Annotated in this window: 11 protein-coding genes; 6 read left to right on the forward strand and 5 right to left on the reverse strand. The window is 73.7% G+C overall.

What is annotated here, in order from left to right:
- Window positions 1-11: 11 nt before the first annotated feature.
- On the reverse strand, window positions 12-1,526 hold the full coding sequence (locus ABD208_RS09875) for a S8 family peptidase (protein ID WP_344102083.1): 1,515 nt from the start codon (window positions 1,524-1,526) through the stop codon (window positions 12-14).
- A 246-nt stretch (window positions 1,527-1,772) separates the two neighbouring features.
- A complete protein-coding gene (locus ABD208_RS09880; protein WP_344102085.1) occupies window positions 1,773-2,762 on the reverse strand; it encodes a stage II sporulation protein M in 990 nt (329 codons plus the stop codon).
- A gap of 78 nt (window positions 2,763-2,840) precedes the next feature.
- Between ABD208_RS09880 and ABD208_RS09885 the strand changes: the two genes are divergently transcribed.
- The 6 genes from ABD208_RS09885 to ABD208_RS09910 all read left to right on the forward strand — a co-directional run bounded on the left by ABD208_RS09885 (window position 2,841) and on the right by ABD208_RS09910 (window position 9,546).
- The gene (locus tag ABD208_RS09885) at window positions 2,841-3,677 is read left to right on the forward strand and encodes an RDD family protein (RefSeq protein ID WP_344102086.1); all 837 of its coding nucleotides are present in this window, start codon (window positions 2,841-2,843) and stop codon (window positions 3,675-3,677) included.
- A 192-nt stretch (window positions 3,678-3,869) separates the two neighbouring features.
- Window positions 3,870-5,102 (forward strand): hypothetical protein, encoded by a 1,233-nt coding sequence (locus ABD208_RS09890; RefSeq protein WP_344102088.1) that lies wholly within the window; start codon window positions 3,870-3,872, stop codon window positions 5,100-5,102.
- Complete coding sequence (locus ABD208_RS09895) at window positions 5,099-5,740, forward strand: DUF4129 domain-containing protein (protein WP_344102090.1); 642 nt, start codon at window positions 5,099-5,101, stop codon at window positions 5,738-5,740. Before ABD208_RS09890 ends, ABD208_RS09895 begins: the two co-directional genes overlap by 4 nt.
- Window positions 5,737-7,011, forward strand: a complete 1,275-nt coding sequence (locus tag ABD208_RS09900; RefSeq protein WP_344102092.1) for a DUF4350 domain-containing protein — start codon at window positions 5,737-5,739, stop codon at window positions 7,009-7,011. Before ABD208_RS09895 ends, ABD208_RS09900 begins: the two co-directional genes overlap by 4 nt.
- 137 nt (window positions 7,012-7,148) lie before the next feature.
- Complete coding sequence (locus ABD208_RS09905; protein ID WP_425561093.1) at window positions 7,149-8,204, forward strand: AAA family ATPase; 1,056 nt, start codon at window positions 7,149-7,151, stop codon at window positions 8,202-8,204.
- A gap of 10 nt (window positions 8,205-8,214) precedes the next feature.
- Window positions 8,215-9,546: a DUF58 domain-containing protein gene (locus ABD208_RS09910; protein ID WP_344102094.1), complete on the forward strand. Its 1,332-nt coding sequence runs from the start codon at window positions 8,215-8,217 to the stop codon at window positions 9,544-9,546.
- Between the two features lie 52 nt (window positions 9,547-9,598).
- Here ABD208_RS09910 and ABD208_RS09915 read toward each other — a convergent pair whose 3' ends face one another.
- Genes ABD208_RS09915 through mtrA form a run of 3 tightly spaced genes read right to left on the reverse strand, consistent with a single transcriptional unit; the run spans window position 9,599 to window position 13,808 of the window.
- Window positions 9,599-11,380, reverse strand: coding sequence for an LpqB family beta-propeller domain-containing protein (locus ABD208_RS09915; protein ID WP_344102096.1), 1,782 nt, complete (start codon window positions 11,378-11,380; stop codon window positions 9,599-9,601).
- Window positions 11,380-13,128, reverse strand: a complete 1,749-nt coding sequence (mtrB, locus tag ABD208_RS09920; RefSeq protein ID WP_344102098.1) for an MtrAB system histidine kinase MtrB — start codon at window positions 13,126-13,128, stop codon at window positions 11,380-11,382. The genes ABD208_RS09915 and mtrB overlap by 1 nt, the downstream gene beginning before the upstream one ends.
- On the reverse strand, window positions 13,128-13,808 hold the full coding sequence (mtrA, locus tag ABD208_RS09925) for an MtrAB system response regulator MtrA (RefSeq protein WP_344102100.1): 681 nt from the start codon (window positions 13,806-13,808) through the stop codon (window positions 13,128-13,130). Before mtrA ends, mtrB begins: the two co-directional genes overlap by 1 nt.
- Window positions 13,809-13,866: the final 58 nt, after the last annotated feature.

The following is a 13,866-nucleotide window of genomic DNA, read 5'->3' on the forward strand; positions in this document are numbered from 1 at the left end:
CGTCAGGTCGGTCAGCGGCGCTGGACCGCGTCCAGGGCGTCGGTGATGCCGTCGCCGTAGAACGAGTTCTCGTCCAGGTCACCCACGCAGGCGGGGCCGCGGGTCACCGGACCGCACTCGTGGTCGTCGGCCTGGGAGCGGATCTTGCGCTCCATCCGCTCCGGCGACCAGTCCGGGTGCGCCGACTTCATCAGCGCGAGCACGCCCGCGACGTGCGGGGACGCCATCGACGTGCCGTTGTACAGCGCGTAGCCGTGGCCTGTGACCGTCGACAGGATCTGCGCGCCGGGGGCGGCGACGTCGATCTCGCCGAGACCGCGGTTCGAGAACGCCGCCAGGTTCGCGGCGCTGTCGATCGCCGACACCGTCACGACACCGTCCAGCTCCGTCGGGATGTCCTCGCAGCCCGAGTTGATGACCCGCTCGACCGCGGTCGAGTCGTTCGGGCTGGAGGCGTCCGTCGTGTTGTTCGACAGGTCGGTCGCGGCGTTGCCGGCGGCAGCGGCGTGGACGACGCCGCGGTGCGTGGCGAAGTCCACCGCGCGGGTAACGGCCTCCTTGGCCGCGGCCTCGTCCGGCTGGTCCGAGCACCAGTACATGAACGGGTCGACGTAGTAGCTGTTGTTCGTCACGTCCATGCCCTTCAGGCCGGACCACACGAAGCCGCAGATCGCGTACTCGGGGTAGATGTACCCGTCGTCGTTCACGACCTTGACCGACGCCATGGTCACACCCGGCGCCACGCCCACGATGCCCACGCCGTTGCGCGCGGCCGCGACCGTCCCGGCCACGTGCGTGCCGTGCGACGACGTCGTCGGCAGCCAGCCCGTGGCGGAGCGGTCGACGCGGCCCGCGTCGGTGCAGTTGACGGACAGGTCCGCGGCGACCTGGCCGACGAGGTCGGGGTGGTCCGCCTCGATGCCGGAGTCCAGCACGCCGACGACGACGTCACGCCGGCCGTCCGTGATCTCGTGCGCCTCGTCGGCCTTGATCATCGCCATGTCCCACTGCTCGGACTCGCGCGGGTCGACGTCGACCATCGCGGCGAACTCCTCGTCCGTCGACGCGTCCGCCGTCGCGGCGGAGGTGGCGTCGTCGGACGTCGCGCTCCGGAGCGCGCTCGACGACGGCAGCACGGACTCGGGCGTGCCCTCGGACACGGTGGCGGTCCGTGTCGCACCGACCGACTCGATCGCGGACTGGTGCGGCCCCGAGACGACGTCGTCCCGGAACGACCCGTTCGTGGAGTGCGCGACGACGACGCCGATCTGCGGCCAGGCCTGCACGACGACGCCGTCGGCCGCCTTGACGGCCTTCTTGACCCGGTCGGTCAGGCCGTGCGTCGCGCCCGTGGCGTTGACCACGTACGAGAACGTCTCGCCGTCGGGCGTGACGATCGGGACGGGCGTCGACGGCGGCTCGTCCGCGGCGCCGGCGCTCGCGGGGACGCCGAGCGACAGGGCGGCGATTGCCGCCACGGACGCGGCGGCGAGGCCGCGTGCGTGGCGGGGGAAACGCATACGCATGTGGGTAGCTCCCTTGGGATTGGAACGAGTCCCTGTGGTCCGGGACTCACAGGCAACTTACGCCCACATCGGGAGTACTGGAAGTGGCGGAATTCCGCCATTTGCGAGGCGGCTGACGCTTTCGCGCCAGGGGGCCGGGTGGCGGGCGGCGGTGACGCGGCGGTGACAGAGCTCCGCCCTCGGGCCGGCTCGCGGTGACGGCGCCCGGCCCCGGGTCGGCCGGCGGCCAGGGCGCCCCGCCTCGGGTCAGCCGGCGGTGACCGCGTAGGCGCCCGCCTCGTCGGCGGAGAGGTCGCCCGTCTCGCCGTCGCGCACCGCGCGGCCGCCGAGGACGTACGTGTAGGTCCAGAACGCGGCGAGCGCGACCATGCCGATGAGGATCTTCAGCCACCAGAACAGGTCCGAGCCCGTGACGAAGCCCTCGACGAGGCCCGAGACGCCCAGGGCCACCATGAGCACGACGGCGACGGTGACCAGGGCGCGGCCCTCGCGGGCGAGCGACGTCGAACGCTTGAGGGGGCCGGGGTCGATCCAGCTCCAGAAGAGGCGGAGGCCCGCGGCGCCGGCGACGAAGATGCAGGTCAGCTCGAGCAGGCCGTGCGGGGCGATGAGGCTGAGGAAGCGGTCCAGCTCGCCGTGCGCCGCCATCATGCCGCCCGTGGACCCGACGCCGATCGCGTTCTGCCACAGCACGTACAACGGGAAGAACCCCGTGATCCCGCCGCCGATGCACTGCCAGGTGATCCAGAAGTTGTTCGTCCAGACCAGGCCGGTGAAACCGGGCCCGGGCTCGTAGTAGTCCTCGAACTCGTAGTCGACGTACTTCTCCTGGGCGCTCGGGGACATGAACGAGTTCAGCACGTCCTCGTTCAGTGCGACGTGCACCCCGGAGACGACGGCCACCACCAGGAATCCCACCGTGACCGCATGCGTCCACCAGCGGATCCGGTACAGGGCGGCGGGCGCGGAGACCGTCGCGAAGCGGACGACGCCGCGCCAGGCCGGCTCGTGCGCCCCGGCGATCTTGGTGCGGGCCCGCACCAGGACCTCCGACAGGCGCGTGACGAGCGCCGGATCCGGCGCCGCCGAGCGCGCCGTGGACAGGTGCGTCGCGACGGCCTGGTAGAGCCGCACCAGCTCGTCCGCCTCCGCGCCGTCGAGCCGCCGGCGGCGCGACAGCTCGTCCAGGCGGTCCCACTCGGGCGAGTGCACGGCGATGAAGGCGTCGATGTCCACGGCCGATAGTCTGCCGCACGGTCGGGGAGTCCCGTAGATTCTGCGTTGGCCCCCAGAGTCCGTGAGCGAGGAGAGCACGTGTACGACGGCATCGTCATCGGCGAGGGCGTGATGCTCGACGCGCGCCCCGCGGGCTTCCTCTCGCGGGCGCTCGCGATCCTGCTCGACGTGATCATCCTCGGCGTGGTGCTGATCGGCGCCTTCTGGCTGGCCGCCGCGTGGCTGGGCGAGCAGTTCGTGCGGGGCGACGCCGGCTACGACGCGCTGATGATCGCCAACGTCGTCGTGGTGGTCGTCGTCTGGGTCGGGATCCCGACGGCCGTCGAGACCATGACCCGGGGGCGCTCCGTGGGCAAGCTCGCCGCCGGGATCCGTGTCGTGCGGGACGACGGCGGGCCCGTCCGCTTCCGGCAGGCCTTCGTCCGCGCGCTGGTGGGGATCTTCGACATCTGGCTCTCCGGAGGCGCCCTCGCGCTGATCACCTCGCTGATCAACCGGCGCGGGAAGCGGCTCGGGGACCTCGCCGCCGGGACGTACGTGGTGCGGGTGCGGGGCGGGCACCCGCCGTCGGCCCCGATCGTCATGCCGCGCGAGCTGGAGGCCTGGGCGGGCGCGAGCGACATGCGCCGGCTGCCGGACGGCCTGGCGCTTGCCGCGCGGCAGTTCCTCGGGCGGGCGCACAAGCTGGCGCCGCCGTCCCGGCTGCGGCTGGCGGACGATCTCGCGGGGCGGATCGAGCCGTACGTGGCGCCCGGGCCGCCGCAGGGGACGCCGCCGGAGATGTTCCTGCACGCGGTGCTCTCCGAGCGGCGCGAACGCGAGCGGGAGGCGGCGCGGCTGCGCCAGGCGCGGGCCGAGGAGCACGCGGGCCTGCTGCACCGGCTGCCGTACGCCGTGCCCGATCTGCGGGACTGACCCCGCCGTCGTTCCCTGCCCGCCCCGCGCGCATCCGGTGGGTGAATTTCCTGCGCAAAGGCCGGACTGTGTCGGGTTTTGTCCTCCCTGTCAGTGGCGCGTTGTAGTGTTGCGACCGCGCGCCGGACGACGCGCCGTGATGTGCTGGGAAATGCTGTGCCGGAGCCCTACCGAGACCCGGGAGACACGCCTGTGACGACGCCTGCCAACCCCGATGGCTCGGGTACGCCTGCCCAGCACGGGTGGGGCGAGCCGCCGCGCTACGGCCAGTACGCGCCCGGATACGGCGCGGACGAGCCCGCGGCGCCGCAGTCGGCGCCCTCCCCGCAGTACGGACAGGGCCAGTACGGTCAGGGTCAGTACGGCCAAGGACAGTACGGTCAGCCGCAGTACGGCCGGCAGCCGGGCGGGCAGCCGCAGAACGGCGGGCAGCCCGGGAACGGGCAGCAGCACGCCGTGTTCACGCTCCCCACGGACAAGCCCGGGATCATCCCGCTGCGCCCGCTCTCGCTCGGGGAGATCTACGACGGCGCGTTCCAGGCGGTGCGGCACAACCCCGGCGTGGTCATCGGGTTCACGACGCTGGTCCTGACCATCGCCTCCGTGATCGGCGCGGTGATCAGCCTGCCTCTCACCTCGATCTTCGCGGACCTCTGGGGTGACCTCGCCGATGTCGCGGCGAACGATCCCTCGTCGAGCCCCGAGGACCTCGCGACGCTGCAGGGCATGACCGGGCTGATCCCGGGCCTCTACGGGTCCATGTTCGGGACGCTGTTCACCTACGTGCTCGCCGCTCCCCTCGCGCAGGGCGGCGTGGCCGTGGCGGTCAGCGAGTCGGCGATCGGCCGCAAGCTCACGCTGGCCGAGGCATGGCGGCGCGTGGGGCCGCGCTGGTTGTTCCTCGTCGGGCTGGGCCTGCTGCAAGGTCTCGCGACCCTCCTGGTGCTGGCCGCCCTCGTCGCCCTGGTCGTCGGGATGTTCGCGATCGACACGGGCGTCGGTGTGCTCGGCGTCGTCCTGGCCATGATCGGCTGGATCGTGTTCGTGGCCTGGTTCACCACCAAGCTGCTGCTCATCGCGCCCGCGCTGGTGCTCGAGCGCCAGGGGTTCTGGGCCACGGCGGGGCGGGGCTGGCAGCTGACGAAGGGGGTGTTCTGGCGCACCCTCGGGATCTACCTGCTCACCAACTTCATCCTGTACTTCCTGAGCCAGATCATCTCCGCCCCGGTCGGCTTCCTCATGGGCTTCGTGATGATCACGGCGGACCCGATCCTGATGCAGATCACCTATGTCCTGACGATGCTCGTCTCGACCCTGCTGACGACGATCTTCCTGGGCGCAGTCGTCGCGCTGCTGTACATCGACACGCGGATGCGCCGGGAGGGCCTGGACGTCCAGCTCGCGGCGGCGGCCGCGGACCGATGACTCTGCTCGCCGAACCCCCGGTCGCACCGGGCCGCGACGAGGCCCGTGACTGGCTCGAGACCGAGCTGCAGCGGGCCGAGTACGCCGACGACCGCAGCCTCCTGCAGCAGCTCCTGGACGCCGTCCTGGCGTGGCTGGACAGCCTGAACCTGCAGGGCGCCGGGGTCCCGGGGAACCAGCTCGCGATCGGGATCGTGGTCGTGGTGGTGATCGTGCTGGCCGTCGCGTGGTTCGTCGCGGGTCCCGTCCGCCGGGAGCGGCGCGCGCGGCAGTCCGACGTCGTCGTCGAGAAGGACGACGACCGGACCGCGGCGCAGATGCGCGCCGCCGCCGACGCCGCCGCCCGCGGCGGCGACTGGTCCGCCGCGGTCGTCGAGCGCTTCCGGGCCGTGGTGCGGTCGTGCGAGGAACGCGCGATCATCGATCCCCGGCCGGGCCGTACGGCCCAGGAGGCGGCGAACGACGCCGGGGCGCAGCTGCCCGCGCTCGCGGCCCGGCTGCAGCTCGGCGCGGGGCTGTTCGACCAGGTGGAGTACGGCGGGCTGGAGGCCTCCGGGGCGGACGACGCCACCCTGCGGCAGCTCGACGACGCCGTCGCCGCGGCCCGCGTGGTCCGTGAGGAGGCGACCGTCTCATGAGCTCGCCCGTCGCTCCTCCCGTACCGGACGCGCCCGTCGTCGCCCCGCCCCCCGCCGGCGGTGCGGGAGGGGGGGCGCCCGTCGTCGTCGGCCGCCCTGTACGGCGCGGTTTCCCCTGGAAGCCCGTGGGCTGGACCGCGCTCATCCTGGTCCTTGTCGCGCTGCTGGTCTTCGTGCTCGCCTTCACGCGGCCCGCAGGGTCGGACACCCCCTACTCGCCCGACAACCCCGACCCGGAGGGTGCCCGCGCCGTCGCGCAGGTGCTCGGCGATCACGGGGTCGAGGTCACGGAGGTGGACAGCGTCCAGGAGGCGTACGACGCCGCCGCGGCGGGGGAGACGCTGGTCGTGGCGCCCCACCCCGGCTACTTCGAGCCGGGCCAGCTCGACGCGCTGGCGCAGGTGAAGTCGGACCTCGTGCTGCTCGCCCCGTCCACCGACACGCTCGACGAGCTGACCGGCGGACGCGTCGAGGCCTGGGGCAACCGCGAGGGGCGGACGGCCCCGCAGTGCGGTGCCCCGGCGGCGCGGGCGGCGGGGGAGATCCGGCTCGGCGCCGGGCTGAACGTCGTGACGGGCCAGGCCGAGAAGTGCTGGCCCGCCGGCGACGGATCCGGGTTCGCCTACGTCCGGATCAAGGACGGCGGGCGCTGGATCCATGTGATCCACGACGCCTCGCTCGTCCGCAACGACACCGTGACCGACGAGGGCAACGCCGCGCTCGCCCTCTGGACCCTCGGCGCTCGCGAGCAGCTCACCTGGTTCGTCCCCGACCTGTTCGACACCTCCATGATCGAGGGCCCCGACGGTTCGGGCGAGGGCGGTGAGGGCGGCGCCGGGGAGGCCGGCAGCGCGGTCGACCCACTGCCCCGTGCCATGGAGCCTGCCGCCTGGATCTTCCTGCTGACCGCGCTGTTCCTGGCGATCTGGCGCGGACGCCGCCTCGGGCCGTTGGTCACCGAGCCGCTTCCGGTGCTGGTGCGGTCCGCCGAGACCATGCGCGGCCGCGCCCGCCTGTACCGTGCGGTCCGGGCCCGCGGCCACGCGGCGGCGGGCCTGCGGGCGTCCGCGGCGCATCGCATGGCGCTCCGCCTCGGCCTGACCCGGTCCGCCGATGCCACCACCGTGACCGACGCCGTGGCCGCCGCCACCGGCAGATCGACCGAGCAGGTCGCGCACCTGCTGTACGGGCCCCCGCCCGCCGACGACGGCCAGCTCACCGAGCTCGCCCGGAGTCTCGACACCCTGGAGAGCGAGGTCCACCGATCGTGACCGAACCCATTTTCACCGGCACCCCTCAGGCAGCCGCCCCGCAACCGCCGGTCCCGCAACCGGCCGCCCCGCAACCGCCGGCCCAGGAGGCCGCCGCCCCCCAGCAGGCCGGTGCCCAGCTAGCCGCCGGCCCGCAGATCGGCGCGCCGCATGCCGCCGCTCCGCAGGCCGCCGCCCCGCAGCCGGTCGGCGTCCCGGAGGCCGCCGCCCCGCAGGCCGGCGCTCCCGTGCCGCCCGCGCCGTCGCAGGAGCTGCGTGCCGCGCTGGCCGGCGTGCGCGCCGAGGTCGGCAAGGCCGTCGTCGGCCAGGACTCGGCGGTGACGAGCCTGCTCATCGCGCTCCTGTGCCACGGCCACGTGCTCCTGGAGGGCGTGCCCGGTGTCGCCAAGACGCTCCTGGTGCGCTCCCTCGCGGCCGCGCTGTCCCTGGACACCAAGCGCGTCCAGTTCACGCCGGACCTCATGCCCGGTGACGTCACCGGCTCCCTGATCTACGACGCCAAGACGTCCCAGTTCTCGTTCCGCCCGGGCCCGGTCTTCACGAACCTCATGCTCGCGGACGAGATCAACCGCACGCCCCCCAAGACCCAGGCGTCCCTCCTGGAGGCGATGGAGGAGCGGCAGGTGTCGGTCGACGGCGAGCCGCGGATGCTCCCGGACCCGTTCGTCGTCATCGCGACGCAGAACCCCGTCGAGTACGAGGGCACCTACCCGCTGCCCGAGGCCCAGCTCGACCGCTTCCTGCTCAAGCTCGTCCTGAACCTGCCCGAACGCGAGCAGGAGGTCGAGGTCCTCGCCCGGCACGCGGCCGGGTTCGACCCGCGCGACCTGCGCGGTGCGGGCCTGCGCCCCGTCGCCGACGCCGACGTGCTCGCCCGCGCCCGCGCGGAGGTGGGCCGCGTCCAGGTCTCGCGCGAGGTGCTCGGCTACGCGGTCGATGTGTGCCGCGCCACGCGGTTCTCGCCGTCGCTCTCGCTCGGCGTCTCCCCGCGTGGCGCGACGGCGCTGCTGCGCACGTCGCGTGCGTGGGCGTGGCTGTCCGGCCGCTCGTTCGTGACGCCCGACGACGTCAAGGCGCTCGCCCACCCGACGCTGCGGCACCGCATCCAGCTGCGTGCCGAGGCGGAGCTGGAGGGCGTGACCGCCGAGAGCGTGCTCGACGCGGTACTGGCCTCCGTGCCGGTCCCGCGCTGAGGCGGGCTGCATGGCCCTGACCTGGCGGGCCGCCGCGCTCATGGCGGCGGGTGTGCTCCCCGTGCTGCTCTGGCCCAGCGCCGGGACGGTGATCGCCTGGACCCTGCTGGTGATCCTCGTGGTCTGCGCCGACATCGCGTTCGCGGCCTCCGCGCACCGCGTCGAGGTGCAGCGCCGCGTGCCCGCGTCGGTCCGGCTGGGGGAGCCCGCGACGTCGGAGCTGATCGTCCGGAACGTCGGCGGGCGGCGCCTGCGCGGCGTCGTCCGGGACGCCTGGCCGCCCGCGGCCGGCGCGCGCACGGCGTCGCTGCCCGGCGGCCCGGGCCGGCACGCCGTCGACCTGCCGCGCCACGAGGCCGTCCGGCTCGCGACCACGCTGCGCCCGATCCGGCGCGGGGACCGGTTCGCGGGCGGCGTCACGATCCGCACGGTGGGCCCGCTGGGCATCGCCGGGCGGCAGCACACCCTGCCCGTGCCGGGCAGGCTCCGCGTCCTGCCGGAGTTCTCCAGCCGCAAGCACCTGCCCTCGCGCCTGGCGCGCCTGCGCGAGCTGGACGGCCGCGCCGCCGTGCAGGTGCGCGGCGAGGGCACCGAGTTCGACTCGCTGCGGGAGTACGTGGTGGGCGACGACGTCCGCTCCATCGATTGGCGCGCCACGGCCCGTCGCGGTGACGTCGTCGTGCGTACCTGGCGGCCGGAGCGCGACCGGCGCGTGCTGATCGTGCTGGACACGGGCCGCACGTCGGCCGCGCGCGTCGGCGCGATCGGCAGCCAGATCGGCGCGCCGCGCGTGGACGCGAGCATCGAGGCGGCGCTGCTGCTGTCCGCGCTCGCGGGCCGCGCGGGGGACCGGGTCGAGCTCGTCGCCTACGACCGCGCCGTGCGCGCCCGCGTCCAGGGCGCGGCCGGTCCGCGCCTGATGCCCGCCATGGCGGAGGCCCTGAGCGTCGTCGGCCCCGTGCTGCTGGAGACGGACTGGCCCGGCGTGGTCACCCAGGTCCGCGAGCGGATGTCGCAGCGGGCGCTCGTCGTCCTGCTCACCACGCTCGACCCGGCCGCCGTCGAGAACGGCCTGCTCCCGGTGATCGACCAGCTCACGCGCCGCCACCAGGTGGTGGTCGCGTCGGTCGCGGACGAGGAGGTCGCCGAGATGAGCCGCGGCCGCGAGTCCTCCCACGAGGTGTACGACGCCGCCGCGGCCGCCCGCGGCGACCTCGAGCGCGTCGCCGCGACCACGATGCTGCGCCGCTACGGCGCCGAGGTGGTCGACGCCCTCCCGGACGACCTGGCGCCCCGCCTCGCCGACACCTACCTGGCCCTCAAGGCGGCGGGCCGCCTCTGACCCGGGCGCCCGCGGGCCCGCCCCGTGCGGGCCCGCGGTGCGCGGGCCCGGATCAGCCCGGATAGCCGATCGCGTCGATCTTCTCGGCGATCGGCTCGCCCCATCCCGTCGGGTGCTCCTCGTACAGCTCACCGGCCGAGGTCAGCGCCAGCGCGCCGGAGTCGGCGACCCCGGCGGTGACGGCGTCGACGTCGTACAGCTCCTGCACGGCCGCGGTGCTCCCGCTGTCGTCCGGCAGCCCGCCGACGCCGGTCTGGTGCATCGAGGTCGTGCCGTCGCCGTCCTCGGCGAGCAGCAGGAGCGACGTCTGGCCGGACCACTGCGCGACGACGACGCCGGACACGGACGCGGCCACCTCGATGCCCTTCGTGAGCTCCTGCGGCACGTGGTTCTCGTCGCGGACGACGGCGGCCACGTGGACCCGCGTCCCGCCCGCGGCCTCGGTGACGATCGCCACCCGCGTCCCGTCCGGCGCGACCCGTACGCCGACGACGCCGCGGCCCTCCAGCCAGGGCGCGCCGAGCTCGAGCGTCGTGCCGGACTCGTGCGCCACGAGCAGTTCACCCGCCTCGTCCGCCGCGATGTCCCGGCCGGGATCCGCGCTGGACCAGACGAAGCCGTGGGGGTCGACGGACGGCGCCACGAGCTCGTCCCCGCGCAGGAGCTCCTGCTGCCCGGACTCGCTCGGGACGTCGGCCACGCGCACGATGCGCTCGTCGCCGTCCAGCACCACCACGGGGGACGCGCCCGGGCCGAGCGCGATCGCCGTCGGCGTCAGGTCCTGCAGGTGCACCGTGCGCTGGAAGTCCGTGAGCTCGCCGTCGGACACCGAGTACAGCTCGCCGTCCTCCGCGAGCGCGACGGGCGACCCGAGGGTGGCGGGCAGGGACGGCTGCTGCGACTGCGGCGGCTCGGTCAGCAGCCCGTCCTCGGAGTAGAGCGCGATCTCGGGCTCGACGCCGCCGTCGGACAGGGTCGCGGCGAGCTGCGCGTACAGCAGCGCGAGCCGGGCCTCGGTGAGACCCGCGATCTCCGGCCCGAGGCTCACCTGGTACGCGCCGTCGCCGTCGGCCGTGACGGTCGGGACGGCGAGCTCGGTGCCCTCGGGCGCCGGGCCCTCGCCGACGGCGCCCAGCAGCCATTCGGACGGCCCGTCGAGGACCTCGTCGACGGCGTTGGTCCGCCACGAGCTGCGCGGGAACCAGCGCTGGTCGGGGACCCAGGAGCGCTGGTCGGCGGACGGGAAGTACAACGGCGTGGCCCGGAACTGGTCCGCGAACTGCCCTTCCCGGACGATGACGCCGTCGTCGAGCTCGTCGATGCGCCACTGCTCGTCGTCGCCCTGCACCAGCTCGAAGCTGGTGGTGTACGGCGAGGCCTGGGACGCCTCGGCGTACGCGCCGTGCGCGTCGACGCGCGCGACGGCGTCGACGAGGATCGACACGCGGACCCGGCCGGGCCCCTCGACGGACTGCGTGACCGTCGGGCTGCCCTCGTAGACGACGACGTCGCCGGTCGGCGCCCACTGCCCGGCGGCGTCGCCGGTCAGGTAGAGCTTGGCGGTCTCGAACTGGTTGGGGGCCGCGGCGCCGGACCCGCTCGCGAGCAGGAACGCGCTGACCAGCGACTCGGGGTCGGCGTCGTCGACGGGACCCGGCGGGACGAGGCCCACGGCGTCGTCGTCGTCCGCGTTCGCGACGCGGTACATGACCGGGCCCGACGACGGGACGGACGCGCACCCGGCCACGCCGGCCAGGCCCAGGAGGGCAGCGATCACGGCGGCCGTGCGGCGCCGGCGCACCGGCGCCGCGCCCGCCGGCGTACGGACACGCATCAGTGGATCTCCAGGTCGGGGATGTTCGTGGGCTGGGGGCCGGTGGGCGGGTGCACCACGGGAATCTGGTCGGTGGTCACGGCGGGCTCGTGGGAATCGGGCACGAGCGGCACGGGCGAGGAGTTGAGGGTGATGCCCGCGCGGCGCGGCAGCGTCAGGCGGAAGCTCGCGCCCCGCCCAGGCCTGCCCCACGCCTCGAGGCGGCCGGCGTGCAGGCGCGCGTCCTCGTGGGCGATCGCGAGCCCGAGCCCGGTCCCGCCCGTGGTGCGGGTCCGGGCCGGGTCGGCGCGCCAGAAGCGGTCGAAGACGTGCTCGACCTCCTGCACCGTCATCCCCACGCCGTAGTCGCGCACGACGACGGCCACCGCGTGCGCGTCGTGCGCGACGGTCACCTCGACCGGGCGGCCCTCGGCGTGCTCGATCGCGTTGACCACGAGGTTGCGCACGATCCGCTCGATGCGCCGCGGGTCGAAGTCGGCGACCGAGTTGCCCGGCCGCTGCAGGTCCACCGAGATCGGGACGGCCTTGTTCTCGGCGAGCGGCTGGGCCATCTGGACCACCGAGGTGACCACGTCGCCGAGATCCTGCTGCTCGGCGTCGAGCACCGCGGCGCCGGCGTCGAACCGGCTGATCTCCAGCAGGTCGGCGAGCAGGATCTCGAACCGTTCCACCTGGTCCGACAGGAGTTCCGCGGAGCGGCTCGCGGCGGGGTCGAGCTGGTCGCGCGCGGCGTGGATGACGTCGCCGGCCATGCGGATCGTGGTCAGCGGCGTGCGCAGCTCGTGGGACACGTCCGAGACGAACTGCCGCTGCGCCTTGGACAGCTCCTCCATCTGCTGGATCTGCTGCTGGAGGCTGTCGGCCATCGCGTTGAACGAGCGCGACAGGGTGGACATCTCGTCGATCCCGGTCGCGCCGGGCAGGCGCTCGTCCAGGTGCCCGTCCGCGAGGCGTTCGGCGACGGCGGCCGCCCGGGTCACGGGGGCCACGGTCTGGCGGCTCACCATCGCGGTGATCAGGCCGATGAGCAGCAGCACGAACGCGGCGCCCGTGCCGAGCACGCGGTGCATGAACGTCAGGATCTCCTGCTCGGGCTGCAGGGAGTACACGTAGTAGATCTCGTACGGCCCGGCCTGGGGGATCTGCACGGACGTCCCGACGACGACGCCGGGGGTGACCTCGTCCCGCACCGGGTCGCGCACCTCGGTGAACTGCATGACCTGCTCGTTCGTCGCCTCGCGCTCGCGCAGCTCCGAGTTCTCCCGGCGCAGCTCGTCCGTGAGCAGCTCGCGCTGCTGGGTGCCCATGCTGTCCGGGATGATGACGTCGCTGACCTGCGGCTGCGTTCCGGTCGGGTGCACCAGGAACACCGCTTCGACGGTGGACGCGCTCTGCAGGATCCGCGCGGCGACCGAGCTCATCAGCTGCTGCGCCTGTTGCTCGTCCATGACCACCGAGCTCTGGAACTGCTCCTCGGCGTTGGCCGTCAGGGCGGCGCTCTCGCTGTCGATGGCCTCGAGCCTGCGCTCGACCATCCCGTCGCGGACCGAGGTCGACAGGTACAGCCCCAGCGCCGCCACCGCCAGGACGCCCATGACCAGCGCCGAGGTCATGATCCGCAGCCTCAGCGACGCGCGGAACGCATGGGTGGCGCGGCGGGCCAGGCGGATCAGGACGAGGCGGACCTTCGCTGCCTTCCGGCGGAGCGTTCCGGCGAGCGAGGAGCCGAGCGACGAGAGCCCGGGCATTACTGGGGCGTGCCCGCCTTGTAGCCGACGCCGCGGACGGTCAGCACGATCTCCGGGTTCTCCGGGTCGCGCTCGATCTTCGAGCGCAGGCGCTGGACGTGGACGTTGACCAGCCGGGTGTCGGCGCTGTGCCGGTAGCCCCAGACGCGTTCGAGCAGCACCTCGCGCGTGAACACCTGCCACGGCTTGCGTGCGAGCTCCACGAGCAGGTCGAACTCGAGCGGCGTCAGGGCGATCTTCTCGCCGGCGCGCGTGACCGTGTGGCCCGTGACGTCGACGTCGATGTCGCCGACCTGCAGCCGCTCGGGGCCCGGGTCCTCCGTGCGGCGGAGGCGGGCCTTGACGCGGGCGACGAGCTCCTTCGGCTTGAAGGGCTTCGAGATGTAGTCGTCGGCGCCGGACTCCAGGCCCAGCACCACGTCGACGGTGTCCGACTTGGCGGTCAGCATGATGATCGGCACGCCCGATTCCGCGCGGATCTCGCGGCACACCTGTACGCCGTCCTTGCCGGGCAGCATCACGTCCAGCAGGATCAGGTCCGGCTGGTGGGTGCGGGCCATGGGCAGGGCGCCGTCACCGTCCGTGCAGAAGATCGGTTCGAGGCCCTCGCCCCGCAGGACGATGCCGATCATCTCAGCCAGGGCGGTGTCGTCGTCGACGACCAGGACACGCGATTTCATGGATTCCAGTGTGCCAGGTCGCGAGGTGTGCGCCGGGCACCTGCGTCCGTGGCGCGAG

It is taken from the genome of Myceligenerans crystallogenes, assembly GCF_039529775.1.
Classification (GTDB): Bacteria; Actinomycetota; Actinomycetes; order Actinomycetales; family Cellulomonadaceae; genus Myceligenerans; species Myceligenerans crystallogenes.